We start from the raw sequence: 14573 nt of genomic DNA on the forward strand, positions 1-14573 counted from the left end.
CGCTACAGCGCCTCATGAGTGATGGCACCAGAGAGGCCTCACCCATCTCCAGCGCCATACCTATGTGACATTCTGGCTGGCCGAAGCGCGGTGGGGCTTTGCCGATTTTGATTTGTAAATCGATGTGCTGACGCGGCCCGATGTTTTGCGGAACCTGACCTCTTGGCTCACCGGATATAATACCGCTTCCTGTTCAGCCTGCGCCCACACCTTTTTCGCCATCCGGGCCGCCCGCAAAAGCGTGTCGCGCCTCTCTTGCGGCCTTTCGCAGACCGCTGAACAACTCTGCTGTGCGGAACGTCTTCCTTTGCGCAAGGCTCTATGCGGCCCGGTGTGCAAGGAGGCAGCCGGATAGCCGCCTTCCGTCTCAGGCGACGAACAGTTTCGGTAGCCCTGCCAGATTGCAGGCCGCCATTCTCAGAGTAAAGCGGGCGCGCTCAATGCCGCGATACATAGTCCGACTGTCCTGTCCTGGCCGAAAGGCTGCCCGATCTTCCTCCTGCACCGCTGTGACCTGTCATAGCCACGGTCTGCCGCGAGTGTCAGGCGCCGGGGCGATCCGGGTAAGTGGCGGTGAAGCATGGTGATGGCGCCGCGCCGTTCAGCGTGGCCATCCGCCGGGGTCAGCTCGGCCCGGACGATCAGGCCGGAGCGGTTCTGCATCTGTGCGGTGCCCCGTGAAGCACAGGATGGCGCCGATGCCGGGTGTCGTCCTGAACAGCCGGACCTCCGGACCAGCGTCGAAGCATGGCGCGTATTGGAGCGTCATTCGCCGCGGATGCCAACTTCGGCGTTTCGGTTGCGGCACGCGGGTCGTGTCATCGGGGCGGGCGCCGCAATGGGCTGGTCAGGGGGAGGATATGGACGGCACGCAGGTCTCTGGCGGATCGCCCGGATCGTCGCCGCCTTCGGAGGTCAACCGTTCCTTCGGCTGGAAACGCTTTATCGATGCCCGGGGCCTTCACCAAGGTGCCATCGACGGGGAAGGGATCGTCCGGACAGCTGCGTTTCAACATCACGATGCGCCAGAATAGCAGCCATGACCCAACGGTACACCTCCGTGATCAGCAGCCGGTCACGGTTCTTCGTGAACACAGTCGGGACCCGGACAGCGTTGTCGACCCCAGGGCCCTGAACAAGCGAAACAGCAGGTTGCAATCCATCTGCCCGATGAGCTGCTGCCCGAACCGGATCGGGCAGCGTATCGTTGAAGACGGCCCGGATCCTGCACAGCGGATGCCGTGCCGGGATGCGCTCCTCGGGGGCGCAGTCGCTGAACTGCAGTTCCGTCGCCGTGTCCGAGCCACGCCTCGCCACCTCCGTCCGTGCCGGGGCGGCGAGAAGCGCATGACTGACCGCCACCGGTGTGGCGGCGCAGCGGTGGCGCCCGGACAGACGCGGCGCAGCGCCATGACCTTTGGCATCAAGTGCAGAAGCAGTCCCTGTCTCTTGCACGCCCTTTGGGGGAAAGGCCGTCCACCCTCTCCCCGGTCCGGCGGATTTCTGGTCTGGCCAGCCGCCAGAGACGCCGCAAAACCTATGCGAGTGGGGGACTGCACGACCAGCCTCCGCAGGTGCAGGCGAGATCCGCTGCAGTGCCTGAGGGAGAGGACGTAACCCTTGTGCCGGTTGGTGCGCCCGTCGATTGCTGCATAGCGCGCCTGTCTCACGCGATATGCGGAGTGACGCAGGCCTGGCGCAGGTCGAGCCATGGTGCAGCCACGGGTTGGAGGCCCATGGTGCAGGACCGATCGTGGCCTGACGCCTTGCGCGACCGGTCGCAGGCGTCAGGCCCGCCGGGACCATCATCGCGCTGCGAATCTTCGGCCTTTGGCCGGAAGCTCTTCACTGACGCCCAGGCCATGACCGACGTGCCATCCGCCGGGAAGTGGTCGTCCGACAGAAGCGGCATCACTTTGCGATGCGCGATAATGGCCGCCATGGCCTTGCGCGATATCTTGGTATTCAACAGATAGCTACGGGTATGGGTGAACACAGTCGGCATCCAGATCGGATCACGGCAGGGGGCGGCCCCCCCTATTGTGGCAACCGCGCACATGTCAGGAGTGGTGGCCGTCTTGTCATCAGGCGCGTTCCGCCGATGGGGGTGGCGCGATGCACCTGGAATTACGCCCGACCGGATCCCGCCGATAAACCTCGCAGGCCGGGGCTGTCCTCGACGGGATCAATCTTAAGAGCGGCCTGGGATAACCACCACCTGAGAAGAGCGGGCGGATTGTAACCAGCCCATCTGTTCATATCCTCAGGTTGATGTCATTGAATATAAATGCAATCGCAAAGTGATTTCCGGGTGACGAGCCGGACCAACGATATGAGGCAGATCCATGAAATATCTGGCGGTATGGTTCCTTGCTTTAGCCATGCTCGCGGGCTGCGGCGGGGGCGGTGGCGGTACGGATTTGCCACCAGGCAAAGGCGTCGATGTCGCAGCATTTGAAACCTACCAGACAAAGCATAACCAGCGAAACCGCGTGCGATCGCGCATCACTGTGACCGAGGCCGAGCAGAAGGCTCTCGACGCGTTCGATTCTCCCGCCGGCGGCCCCGCAGGCTATCTCAGCCTGATCGATCTTACTGGCACCCCCTATGCGCAGCATATGACGATAGAGGTGATTGCCAGCGTAGGACCCGACACCGGGAAAGCGACCCGTCTTTTGCGGCTCACCGCTGACCAGTCGCAATTCATCAATGAACGTAATGGCAGGCTGATCGAGGCCAAGGGGAAATACTACTTCCGGGGGGAGAGTTTTGCCTGGGTCACCATCGATGACGGCCCGCTTTTGTCGGGCCATCATGCCCAGGGGCTGGAAAATCTCGTGCTTGACTTCGATGCGCAGACAGCGTCGATCAGCCTGCGCACCGGCACCGATAACGGGTCCGAGACATGGATCGAACTGAGGGGGGAAAACCTGCCCTTCAATATCCGCAGCGGGGCCTATGGCGGGGATGTCAGCATCGCGGTGCGTCACCCGGCGCTGGAGGGGATGATTGCGGGTTCCCTGCGCGGCAATGTCGGCGGCATGCCGGGCTATAGCAACGACCAGCATGGCATGACGACGTCAGGGCTTTATACCGGCAGCGGAACCCTGACCAGTGACCAAGGCAGCCATGAGGTTTCGGTGGACGGTGTCTTCTTCGGCCGCGATCCGAATGCCAAGCCGTAAATCGCTGCGGTGCTGGTTCCGCGCGGCGCTTGTCGGGGTCTGTCTTGCGGGGGCCGCATCCGGGCAGTCGGCGGGGCAGGCGGCAGCCGATCCTGCCGATCTGATGCGCAACGCTTTTCTGAGCGGCTCCGAACGTCTTCGCCTGCGGGCCTTCGGCACCGCACTTGAGGCCGGGTACCTGGGGCCAGCGGAAACCCGGTTCATGCGCCGCGAGCTTCTGGCGCAGGGCTATGGGGTTGAGCCGGGGCAGCTGTCCCTGACGGCGCGGCGACTGAGCTTTGCGCCGGTGCTGGGCTGGGACGGCAATATCAATGGCGGCGTTTTGCAGGACCGGCTGACCATTGGCGGCCTGGTGCTTGAGGCGGACCCGGCGTTTCGCGCGAAGGCCGGGCTGGTCTTTGGCGGCGCGGGCGGGGCGATGGCACGCTTTGCCTGGGGGCCGGGGCGGGTGGTCGAGCTTACTGCCGGCGGGGAACTGGCCTGGTCGCCCCGTCATGAGATCGGCCGCGCGGATGCTGCACTCAGCCTCTGTTCGCGTAATCATGTGCAGGACTGGGTGTTTCTCGACCTCTGCGCGTTGGGCGCCCGCAGCTGGCGCGAGCTTGATACCAGCAACGCCCATCGTCTTTCAGCAGAGCTGTCAAAGGTCTTTGCCACAGGCAGGAGCGTCCAGGAGGCCGGGTTGAGATATGAAGCTGTCTCGACCTCCGGCGGAATGCAGGACCGGCTCCGCCTGTCGCTGGAGCGGATCGGATCCGCGGGTGTCAGCGATATCGCGCTGACCCTGGGGGCCAGAATGGATGAAACAACCGTCCTGCGCCAGCGGATCGAGGCGGGCTATTCCTGGGCCCGGGCGGGGCGCGACTGGCGTGTTGATCTCTGGTATCAGCGGGCGGAGGGCGGCGCCTTCCTTGGTCAGCCGCGCGAAGATCGCAGCCAAGGCTTTGGTGTTTCGGCCTCGCTGCGCCCCGGGGTAACGCTGCGGCTCGGGGTGATGTCCAGCCGCTCTACCGCGGCGATTGCGGATTATGACCAGATCACCTTTGACATCCGCTTCAGCAATCTGCTGCGCTAAACGGCGTCACTCTGCCACGACACAGCGGTTACGGCCTGACGTTTTGGCCGCGTAAAGTGCGTGATCCGCGCGCGCCAGCCAGGCGTCACGGCTCTCTCCTGCGCGGTGGTCGGCGATCCCGATGCTGAGCGTCACATTTGCCCCGGCGATCTCATCGAGCTTGCGGGTGGCGATCTCGTTGCGCAGCCGGTCGGCAAAGGCCAGCGCGCCCGTGGCATCGGCGCCAGGCAGCAACACCGCGAATTCCTCGCCCCCAAGCCGCCCGAGCGCATCACTTTTGCGCAGGCTGGACTGGATCGTGGTCGCCACGCTCTTCAGGACAATGTCACCCACCGGGTGACCGAATGTGTCATTGACCAGCTTGAAGCGATCAAGGTCGATCATCAGCAGGGAAACCGGGTCTTCGCGACCGGACAGGCGGTCCATGCGTTCCACAAAGGCGCGGCGGGTGAGGCTGCCGGTCAGACTGTCCTGACGGGCAATCAGCCGCAGCTCGAATTGCGACATCACCACTTTGGCGAAATTCTCCAGCACCGTCTTATCGGCATCGCTGAATTTGCGCAGCCCGGTGTCAAAAACACAGATCGCGCCGATATTGTATCCGTCGGGGCTGGTCAGCGGTACGCCGAGGTAAGATCGGATACTGGCCTCACCGGTCACGAAAGGATTGTTGGAAAACCGGCTGTCTGCAGTGGCATCTTCGACCGCCAGCGCGCTGGTGCCGCGAATCGTATGATCGCAAAAGGCATCGCCCCGGCCACATTCCAGCGGCTCCAGCCCGGCGGCGGCTTTCATCCATTGCCGCTCGCTGTCGATCAGATTGATCGCGGCATATTTCGTGTTGAAGATGGATTTCACGAGGGCGACGATATCGGAAAACTCCGTCTCGGGCGCGCTGTCGAGGATCTCATAACGCCGCAGCGCGGCAAGGCGCCCGGCCTCGTCATTCAGCCTGAACAATGGCTTAATCGTCATTTTTGGTCTCCAGGGCCGCAATGAGATCCGCGCCATAGCTGCGCAAAAGCTCTGCTACAAGCTCACGGATATCGTTGGTCTCCCGGCCTGCTGCACGCAAAGAAGCAGCGAGGCCGACAAGATTTGCACAGTGGCGTTCAAGCGCCGGGCGAAGGGCGTCGGGCAGATCCTTCCACTGCGGCAGGCCACGATCCAGCTCCTGGGCCACCATCTCGCTTGCTTCCATGGATAATCTCCTGTGCTGCGCATTATTGTTGATTAATTTATTGAATAGCTCAATCCTGTGACGCCATCGGTAAAGACTTCCCGTCCCGACCGTCGGCCATGTGCCACACCTCCCGGCAAAAATTAACCAGTGCGTTGCCTTTTTGGCTGGAATCAGATCATCCTGGGGTTGTGGGTCGTGGGGGCGATCCCGAAAACGATAATAATGTCCTGATCCGGCCCGGAAGCATGACGAATAGAGCAGACTATCCCCGCATCGGCAGAATGATCGCCGGAGCATTCCTCTGCGCCCTGTTGACGGGCTGCGGATATGAAATCGATACCTTCGGTCTGACACAAAAACAGATCGAGGACCGTGAGTTGTTTCATCCGGTTCCGGCCGCGAAGGCATGGGCCAACCCGCAGGGGATGACCTTTGTGATGCAGCGCGGCTTGCTCGGCGGGTCTGAGCAGCGGATCGGGCTGCCAAACAACGTGGCGGTGCCCGGCGATAACCTTCTGATTCTGCGCACGCGGTTGGGCCATCTGGCGGCGGCGCGCTTCAGGTTTGAGGAATTCGTCACCCGGATCGGTGGCGCGCCTGCGCCGTTCACTTCGGTGAAACCGGGTGCTCTGATGACCGGCGAGGATAGTCTCGGGCTCTACTTCTGGACCGAAGAGGCGATGGGCCCCAATGTGACCTGCGTTCTCGCGCTCAGGCGGCTGACCCAGGCCGAGCGTGGCCTGCCGCAGGGCGCGCGGGTGATGGATGTGATGTTGCGCAATTGCATCGCCGGGACGGCCGCCGAGGCGCTGGTGCCGGTGCTGGATGCGAGCATCGGCTATGGCGCGGTGGCGGGCAATACCGGCGGCGGGAGCACAAGGATGCTTTCCCCGCTTGCGGCGCCAGGCGCCGATCTGGAATGGAAATGAGAAGATGCGCAAGGTGACCCCCCAGCACAAGGCCGAGGGCGCATATGAGCTCTGATCGTATCCGCAATGGCGTCCTGCTTCTCCTTTGGCTGATCGGTATGACGCCGGTTCTGGTGCTGGCCTCGATCCCGGTCTCGAATGCGGCCCAGGCCATGCTGGGGGTTGCCGCGTTGCTGCTGGTGATTTTGCTCAAGCCCTTTGCCGGGAATATCATCTGCCGCGTCGCGATGATGAGCGTCGCCAGCGTCCTGGTGCTGCGCTACTGGATCTGGCGGCTGACCTCGACGCTGCCCGATCCGGGGCTGACGGTCTCTTTCGTGCTGGCCATCGCGCTGCTGGTGGTCGAAACCTATTCTATCCTCGTCTTCTTCCTGAACGCCTTTATCACCGCCGATCCGGTCGAGCGCGCCTTGCCGCCGCGCGTCGAGCCCGAGAACCTGCCCAGCGTCGATATCCTCGTGCCGTCTTACAATGAGCCGACCGAGATGCTGGCGGTGACCCTGTCGGCGGCGCGCAACATGATCTACCCGGCGCGGTTGCGCACGGTGGTGCTGTGCGATGACGGCGGCACCGATCAGCGCTGCAATTCGCCCGACCCGGAGCTTGCCGCAAGGTCAAAGGCGCGGCGCGCCGAATTGCAGGCGCTCTGCGCCGAACTCGGTGTGGTCTATTCGACCCGCGCGAAGAACGAACATGCGAAAGCCGGCAATATGAGCGCGGCGCTGGCAAAGCTGAATGGCGATCTGGTGGTGGTGTTTGACGCCGACCACGTGCCATCGCGCGATTTTCTCGCCCGCACGGTCGGCTATTTCGTCGAGGATCCAAAGCTTTTCCTCGTTCAGACCCCGCATTTTTTCATCAATAAAGACCCGATCGAGCGCAATCTTGATCTGAAATGCCCGCCCGAGAATGAGATGTTCTATGGCCGCATCCATCCCGGGCTTGATCGCTGGGGCGGGGCTTTCTTTTGCGGCTCGGCCGCCGTTCTGCGCCGCAAGGCGCTTGATTCGGTGGGCGGCTTTGCCGGTGAGACCATCACCGAGGATGCCGAAACCGCGCTGGAGATCCATTCCAAAGGCTGGCGCAGTCTTTATCTGGACCGCGCGATGATCGCCGGGCTGCAGCCCGAGACTTTTGCGTCTTTCATCCAGCAACGTGGTCGCTGGGCTTCGGGCATGATGCAGATGTTCATGCTGAAGAACCCGCTTTTCCGCCCGGGGCTGCGGCCGTTCCAGCGGCTGTGCTATCTGAATTCTATGGCCTTCTGGCTGTTCCCGCTGGTCAGGATGACCTATCTTCTGGCGCCGCTCGCCTATCTGTTTTTCGGCGTCGAAATCTTCGTCACCACCTTCCGCGAGGCCATGGCCTATACGCTGAGCTATATGGCGGTGAGCCTTCTGGTGCAGAACGCCATCTTCTCGCGCTACCGATGGCCGCTGATTTCCGAGGTCTATGAGGTCGCCCAGGCCCCTTATCTCGCCAAGGCGATCATCAGTACCATCCTCAGGCCGCGCGGCGCGAAATTCAACGTGACCGCAAAGGATGAGACCCTCGTCGAGGATTACATCTCGCCCATCGCGGGGCCGCTTGTGGGATTGTTCTTCCTGATGCTGGCGGGGCTTGTCGCGCTTGTCATTCGCTGGATCGCTTTTCCGGGGGATCATTCGGTCCTTTCCGTGGTCGGCGTCTGGGCGGTGATCAACTTCCTGCTGGTTGGCCTCTCGCTGCGCGCCGTGTCCGAGAAACAGCAGCGCCGCAGCTCGCCGCGTGTCGAGATCCGCGAAGAAGGCACGGTCCGCTGGGAAGGCTCGGGCGAGAAAGCGCTGCCGGCCGAGGTGTTTGACGTTTCGACCAGCGGGTTGAAGATGCGGCTGACCGGCCTGCCGCAGGGCGCCGGCAGCCGTATGGTGGTCAAGGGCGACGAGGTCGTGTTCCGCCCGCGCTTCCCCCATGCGCCGCATCTGGAACGCGAGGTCCGGGCCGTGGTCCGCGCTGTGTTCAACGAGGCCGGACATGGCATTGCCGTCGGGGTGCAGTTCCTGCCCGATCAGCCGATGATCGTGCGCGAGGCGGTGGCGCAGCTTTTGTTCGGCTCGTCGGAAAACTGGCTGGCGATCCGTCAGAACAGCCGCCGGGGCAAAGGCCTGCTGATGGGGCTGGGCTATGTGTTCTGGCTCTCGCTCAGCTCTTTGCCAAAAACCCTGGGCGATTTCCTGCGCGAACCAGGCCGCCGTCGCCGCGCCGCCCTCTTTGCAAAGCAAAGCCCGAAACCCGCGCATCTTGTGACCTTCGGCGCCGATTTCGATGCCGAGGAATACCGGCTGGATCAGACAAAGCTCGCTCCCGAGGCCTTTATCGGTGTGGAGAAAGCACAATGACCGCACCGCTGATCACAGAAATCTTCAGTGGGGGCAGGCTGATCCTGGCCTCGCTGGTGCTTGCCGTCTTTGGGGCGGGCGGTCCGGTCAGGGCCGAAACCCCGCAGATCGCATTGCCTTCCCCCCTTTCGGAAAGCCCCGCCGAAACCCTTGCGGAAACCCCCGCCGAAACCCTGCCCGCAAATCAGACGGAAGCGCCGGATGACGGGATCATCCGCCTGCCAGCGCCAGTGCAAACCGAAGCAGAGGCTGTGGTTCCGGAAGACGCGCCCGACAAAGAGGCCGCGATCGCGCAGATACCGGTTGACCGTGACCGCAGCGCGGGCAGCGCCACTGCCAGCACGGGCTGGCTGATCCGGCCCAGGCCTGCGACCCTCCTGCCCGATGGGGTGCAGGTGGGGGCGAGCCTCGTGGCGCCCGGCATCATCCGGCTGACCGGCGAAACCGCCGGGGTCGATCTGCGCCTCGACCTGCCTGCGGGGACTGTTCTGCCCGAAACACTGCAGCTTACCCTGCATTCCAGCGTCAATGTCCTGCCTGATCAGGCCATGATGCAGATCGTGGTGAATGATGCAGATCCGGTTGGGATCAGGCTTGATCAGTTGGGGGATTTCACCGGGGTTATGGTCGAGACTGCGGCGATGATCCCTGGCAGCAACCGCATCACACTGTCTTTGCAGCAGCCGCACCGGATTTTCTGCGGCCCGGAGGCCACATTCGGCGTCTGGACCGAGATCGACCTGACCAATAGCGGTGTCTTGATTGATGACAGCGCCTTGCCTGCGGATGCAGCGGGCTTCGCGCTGGCGGCGCAAAGCGAGACCGCCGGCGGACGCAACCTTCTCTTGCTGGCTGATGAGGCGACGGACCCCGCGCTGATCCGAAGCCTGTCTGAACAGCTGGAACGGGCGCTCGGGCCGGGGGGAGGCGTTGCTCAGTCCTCTTTCTACAGCCTGGAGCCACGGGAAATCGCCTCAGTCGCGCTGATCCCCTCGGATCGGCCGAATGCGCTGGTGCGGCGCGGCGCCGCGCGCGGGCTGGTGCTTCAGGTGGAGTATCAGGACGGCACCCTGCCAGACCTGACCCCCTTTCTGGCCGCCTTCCCGCCGGCACTGCCCGAAAGCGCGCCCGCGATCCGGCCTGGGGAAAAGACCCTGCTTTCCGATCTGGGAATCGCAGATGTGGTTGGAAATACCCATTATTTCCGCCGCGATCTTCCCTTTTCGCTGCCCGCAGACTGGTTGCTGATGGCCAATCAAAAGGCCCGCCTCGACCTGCATTACGGCTTTGCCCGCAATCTGCCGCATGGCGCGATTCTGCTTGTGAAGGTCAATGACGAGACCATCCGGCTCTTGCCGCTTGACCAGAATGGCGGCGAAGTACTGCCGGTGCTGCCGGTAAGCTTCAACGCCAATCTTCTGCATCCGGGCCGCAACACGCTGGCCTTTGAAATGATGGTGCCCGGCAATCCCCCGGACGGCGCCTGCCCGGTCCGCCGCGCGGATCTGCTGGCGGTGTTAAACGACAGCAGTCTGACCATCCCGCCGTCTCCTTCTATGGTGCTGCCGGGGCTTGCCGCCGTATTGTTGCGGCTGGACCCGTCGGGCGTGATCGCGCCCGAAGGCGCCATCGAGTATAAAAAGCTCGCGCAGGATGCGATGCGGATCGCGGCCGAACTCGCCCCTGCGACCGAAATCTCGGCCACGGTCAGGCTGCAGGTCGTCGGGTTAAGCGATTTCGGCCTGGTGCCATTCGAGAAAACCGATCTCAGCCTTAACACCGTGCAGCGCGTGCTTTTTCCGCTGAACGATCCGCCGCAGATGGCCGCAGAGCCGGCCCCTGGCGGCACGCCCGCAACCAGTGGTCGCGCGACCAGTACCGCTGCCTTCACCCTGGTCGAAGACGCGGATCCCGAGGCGCCCGGGCAGGCGGAGGATCCCGCCGCAGTCGGGGGCTTTGTCCGGGACCTCTGGCAGAGTTTTTCGCCCTATGCCCTGCTTGCGCACGAATACAGGCTGTTGCGTGAAAGCTCTTTCGTCGGCACCTCGCAGAGCCTGCCGGACTGGCTGGAGGGGCGCCGGGGCCAGGCCCTGCTGCTGCGCCCCGACTACACTGAACGCGGCGAGCTCTGGCTGATGCTGGGGCCGGGCGTGGCCCCAGAGGCGATCGGTGAGGCGCTGAACCGTCTGCGTGTGGCGTCGATGGCCCAGGGAGAGGCCGCATTGCTCCAGGCGGATGGCAGCTGGCAGGTCTGGACCCCGATCCGCCCGCCGCGCATGCTGACCGTGCCGGATGCAGGCGGGATGCGGACGGCTCTGGGGAATTACGCCTCCTGGTCGCCGCTTTTGTTTACACTTGCGATGCTGGGGCTGACGCTGCTCTCGGCGATTCCGGCCCTGCTTTATGTGTTGTTGAGCCGACGGGGGCGGGAAGAGCGATGAACCGCAGATCCTTTCTTGGCGCAGGATTGGGGGCAGCGCTTGTAATGCCGCTTTTACCGCATACCGCCATGGCCAGCGTCAGCCCCTTTGCACCGGATCATCCGTTACAGGAAAGCTGGCGGGCCTGGAAAGCCCTCTGCCTTGCGCCGGACGGTCGGGTGGTCGACGGTTTTCAGGGCGATGCCAGCCATTCCGAAGGTCAGGGCTATGGTCTGACCCTCGCCGCGCTGTTCGGCGATGATGCGGCGGTGACGCAGATCATCCGCTGGACCGAAACCAATCTCGCCATCCGCGAGGATGCGCTGCTGGCCTGGCGCTGGCGGCCCGATGCCACCCCGCATGTCACGGATCGCAACAATGCAAGTGACGGCGATCTTTTCTACGCCTGGGGACTGAGCCTTGCAGCACCGCTGAGCGACAGCAAGGCCCGGCTTGCGCGCGCGGTGGCCATTGCCGGCGATCTGGCGCGGCGCTGCATCGCGCCCTGTCCGGACGGGTCCGGCAGGCTGATCCTTCTGCCCGGCACAAGTGGTTTCCGGCGCGATGAAGGGATTGTCGTAAACCCCTCCTATTACATGGCACGGGCATTGCACGACCTCGCGGCGCTCGCCTCGCTGCCCGACCTTGCCCGGCTGGCTACGGATGGCGACACGCTGATCGCGGCGCTGGCCGCGCGCGGCCCGGTGCCGGATTGGGTCATGGTAACGGCTCAGGGCGTGGCCCCGGCTCCGCAACCCTTTTCCGGGGTTTCGGGCTACGAGGCGGTGCGGGTTCCGCTTTTCGCACTCTGGTCAGATCAGCCGCAAAGCCCGGCGGTGCGCGCCTATGCGTCGCGGATGGTGGCGGCGGGGGATGCTGGCGGCGTTGCCACGGTTTTCGATACCGCCGGCACTGGCGTTTTTGAACGCAGCGCCCATCCCGGCTATGCAGCCCTTGGTGCGCTGGCCGATTGCGTGACCAGCAATGCGGTCGGCTCGGTGATGCCCGGCTTTACCGACGATCAGCCCTATTATCCGGCCACGCTGCATCTGATGGCGCTGGTCGTCCAGGCCTCCAGCTTTCAAAGATGTGTGCCGATATGATGCGTTCCCTTCTGCTTTGCGCCCTTTTTCTGACGGCAGCCGGCCCGGCTGCGGCCCAGGAGGTTTCTGCGCCCGCCCCGGATGAGCTGCTGGCGCTCAGCTTCTACGTGCAGCAAAAGGATCAGGCTTCGGTTGAGGCCGAACTGCGCCGGTTGCAGTTGAAATACCCGGCCTGGAAACCGCCTGCGGATATGAGCAGGCTGACGGTGACCGGCCCCTCGACCGAGATTGATGACATCTTTCGCCTGATCGCGGCGGGGCAGATCGACCAGGCCCGCGCGCTGATTGCCGCGACACGCGCGGAATTTCCGTCCTGGGAGCCACCTTCCGCGATGACGGATCTGCTGGCGATTGCGGACGGCCAGATGCGGTTTGACGCGGCGCTGGCGGCGGGAAATCTCAGCCAGGCGGTCTCGGTGGCCTCGTCGGTGCCGGGGTTGTTGCGCTGTGACCGGATCAACAACGCCTGGCGTATTGCCGAGGCCCAGGCGGCGGCAGGGTGGGCGGCGGATGCGCTTGGCACCTATCGTGCGGTGGCAGGAACCTGTGTCGTGGCGGCGGATCTGATCGCAACGCTGGAAAAGGCCAATGCGGTTGCAAGCGAGGCAGAGATCCTCGCCCTCCTGTCGCAGGTGGGCCAGCGCCTGCCCGCCATGGATCCGGAATTGCAGGCGCTGCGCAGCCGTTTGCTTGCCGGGCGTGGCCATGATGTGACCGCGCCTGCGGCTGTGGTGACCGCGCCTGCGGAGCCGCCGAAAACCGGGAAGACGCCGAAAGCAACACCGGCCCCGGCATCTTCTGGCGAAACGGTACCCGCGCGACCGGAGGCCAAAGCGCCGGCCGCTCAGGGCGGGTCGGGCGGCAGCGGCTTTCAGGCTGCCGCTGCGGCAGGGGACTGGCCGCGCTGTCTTGCGCTCTCCTCCGGCTCGCGCGTGGCTTCGGTGATCTATCAGCGCGGCTGGTGCGCCTATAATCTCGACCAGCCGATGGAGGCGGTGCAGAGCTTTAAAGCGGCGCTGAAGGCCGGGCTGAAAGCGGATCAGCGCCGGGATGCTGCTTATGGTCTGGCACTGGCCCATCTGAAAATGCAAATGCCCGAGGAAGCCTCACGCATCGCGGCCTCGACCGATTTCACCCGGAAACAACGGCTTGATATCGAGCGCCAGATCCTCGATCAGCGGGGTGTGAATGCCTATAAAAACAAGCGTTACAAACAGGCGATCGCCTATTTTGACGCGCTTGAACAGCTGGGCGGCGGTCTGCGCCGCGACCTTGCCATCCTGCGGGCCTATGCCTGGCTGAGCCTCGGGGACCGCGCCGAGGCGCGGCGGCAATTCCAGAAACTCAACAGTGAGCTGTCGACCGACGAAACCCGCCGGGGCCTGCGTGCGACCAGCGGCGGTTAGGCGGGCGATCCGGGGCTTCGGGTAGCAAAGGCCACGCGAAGCTCGTCTCTTCGACGACCAGGACGGGAGAGAGACGGTCTGATTGCAAGCGCTGGTCAGAGTGCGTGACCTCACGCTTGCGATGATCGACTTCGCCATTTCCACGCTCCACTTCTATGAACGAAAGGGGCTGATCACCTCCGAGAGACCTTTAGCCAATCATCGGGTCTTTCGGCGTGAAATCCTGATGGGGGCCAGCGCGTGGACGAACAGTCCGCGTCTGTCCTTCATCCATGCCGCCAACCGCCGCGAGGAATAACAGCTACGTCGTCAGGGTCGCCAAGACGAACCGCCGCGTCCACCGAAGCCCCCGGGCAACCCGCCCACCAAATCCGGAGACCACTGGCTGACCGGCGAACAGATGCGCCGGAAGATCGCCGAGGAAGCCGACTTATGCGACCCGGCCTTCGTGGGACGAGATGGAGAGCGCCCTGACCCCCACCACGGTCATTGGGCGGTCGCGCGGCCCCAAGAGCCAGCAGGAACAACCCTTTGTGATCGGGATCGGAGGTAGAGTTCGCGCCGTATCCGCCACCGGCACATGGCTGCTGTCCCCGACATGCAGTGGTCTGCCATCAGGGACAAGGCCAACCCGGAAAGCTGGTGGACCAAGCATTCCGGCGGGAATCTGGAAAAGGAAACCCTGTCTGCTATGTCCTGCGGCTGGATGACATGCGCAGTCTCGCCACTCAGGACAAAAACGGCAGGCGCTGGTGGCTCGAACCGAAGGCCTATGATCGCGACGAGTTTCGGGAAGCGCGGCACCGGCTAGAATCGCGTGAAGCCCGACCGGCCAGTATGCCGCTATGATGGCTTTTGCACGAGCGAGTCGTATTAGACTACATGGCACTAAGT

At 63.7% G+C, this 14573-nt stretch carries 11 protein-coding genes and 1 pseudogene; 8 read left to right on the top strand and 4 right to left on the bottom strand.

The features are described 5' to 3' along the window. Positions 1 to 367: 367 nt before the first annotated feature. Both AC4FS3_RS02340 and AC4FS3_RS02345 read right to left on the bottom strand, forming a co-directional pair. A pseudogene (locus tag AC4FS3_RS02340) lies at positions 368 to 1317 on the bottom strand (IS5/IS1182 family transposase). Between the two features lie 349 nt (positions 1318 to 1666). Then, positions 1667 to 1996 carry a hypothetical protein gene (locus AC4FS3_RS02345; protein ID WP_491019195.1) on the bottom strand — a complete coding sequence of 110 codons (330 nt, stop codon included), beginning with the start codon at positions 1994 to 1996 and terminating at the stop codon, positions 1667 to 1669. Between the two features lie 349 nt (positions 1997 to 2345). Here AC4FS3_RS02345 and AC4FS3_RS02350 point away from each other — a divergent pair, with 349 nt between their 5' ends. After that, the gene (locus AC4FS3_RS02350) at positions 2346 to 3185 is read left to right on the top strand and encodes a hypothetical protein (protein WP_491019196.1); all 840 of its coding nucleotides are present in this window, start codon (positions 2346 to 2348) and stop codon (positions 3183 to 3185) included. Then, positions 3172 to 4260 carry a hypothetical protein gene (locus AC4FS3_RS02355; RefSeq protein WP_491019197.1) on the top strand — a complete coding sequence of 363 codons (1089 nt, stop codon included), beginning with the start codon at positions 3172 to 3174 and terminating at the stop codon, positions 4258 to 4260. Before AC4FS3_RS02350 ends, AC4FS3_RS02355 begins: the two co-directional genes overlap by 14 nt. Positions 4261 to 4266: 6 nt before the next feature. Here the strand turns inward: AC4FS3_RS02355 and AC4FS3_RS02360 are convergent, their stop codons facing one another. Together AC4FS3_RS02360 and AC4FS3_RS02365 are read right to left on the bottom strand one after the other, a co-directional pair. After that, positions 4267 to 5235 carry a sensor domain-containing diguanylate cyclase gene (locus AC4FS3_RS02360; RefSeq protein ID WP_491019198.1) on the bottom strand — a complete coding sequence of 323 codons (969 nt, stop codon included), beginning with the start codon at positions 5233 to 5235 and terminating at the stop codon, positions 4267 to 4269. Continuing rightward, positions 5225 to 5461: a hypothetical protein gene (locus tag AC4FS3_RS02365; RefSeq protein WP_283176488.1), complete on the bottom strand. Its 237-nt coding sequence runs from the start codon at positions 5459 to 5461 to the stop codon at positions 5225 to 5227. The genes AC4FS3_RS02360 and AC4FS3_RS02365 overlap by 11 nt, the downstream gene beginning before the upstream one ends. Before the next feature lie 227 nt (positions 5462 to 5688). Between AC4FS3_RS02365 and AC4FS3_RS02370 the strand changes: the two genes are divergently transcribed. The 6 genes from AC4FS3_RS02370 (at position 5689) to AC4FS3_RS02395 (ending at position 13977) form a co-directional block, all read left to right on the top strand. Continuing rightward, positions 5689 to 6372 carry a hypothetical protein gene (locus tag AC4FS3_RS02370; RefSeq protein WP_143040516.1) on the top strand — a complete coding sequence of 228 codons (684 nt, stop codon included), beginning with the start codon at positions 5689 to 5691 and terminating at the stop codon, positions 6370 to 6372. Between the two features lie 44 nt (positions 6373 to 6416). Then, positions 6417 to 8750 carry a UDP-forming cellulose synthase catalytic subunit gene (gene bcsA, locus AC4FS3_RS02375; RefSeq protein WP_491019199.1) on the top strand — a complete coding sequence of 778 codons (2334 nt, stop codon included), beginning with the start codon at positions 6417 to 6419 and terminating at the stop codon, positions 8748 to 8750. Beyond that, positions 8747 to 11191 carry a cellulose biosynthesis cyclic di-GMP-binding regulatory protein BcsB gene (locus AC4FS3_RS02380; RefSeq protein ID WP_491019200.1) on the top strand — a complete coding sequence of 815 codons (2445 nt, stop codon included), beginning with the start codon at positions 8747 to 8749 and terminating at the stop codon, positions 11189 to 11191. The genes bcsA and AC4FS3_RS02380 overlap by 4 nt, the downstream gene beginning before the upstream one ends. Further along, positions 11188 to 12273, top strand: a complete 1086-nt coding sequence (locus AC4FS3_RS02385; protein ID WP_491019201.1) for a family 8 glycosyl hydrolase — start codon at positions 11188 to 11190, stop codon at positions 12271 to 12273. Before AC4FS3_RS02380 ends, AC4FS3_RS02385 begins: the two co-directional genes overlap by 4 nt. Further along, on the top strand, positions 12270 to 13679 hold the full coding sequence (locus tag AC4FS3_RS02390) for a hypothetical protein (protein ID WP_491019202.1): 1410 nt from the start codon (positions 12270 to 12272) through the stop codon (positions 13677 to 13679). The genes AC4FS3_RS02385 and AC4FS3_RS02390 overlap by 4 nt, the downstream gene beginning before the upstream one ends. 82 nt (positions 13680 to 13761) lie before the next feature. After that, a complete protein-coding gene (locus AC4FS3_RS02395; RefSeq protein WP_491019203.1) occupies positions 13762 to 13977 on the top strand; it encodes a MerR family DNA-binding transcriptional regulator in 216 nt (71 codons plus the stop codon). Positions 13978 to 14573 lie beyond the last annotated feature (596 nt).

The organism is Pseudogemmobacter sp. TB195 (assembly GCF_058313095.1).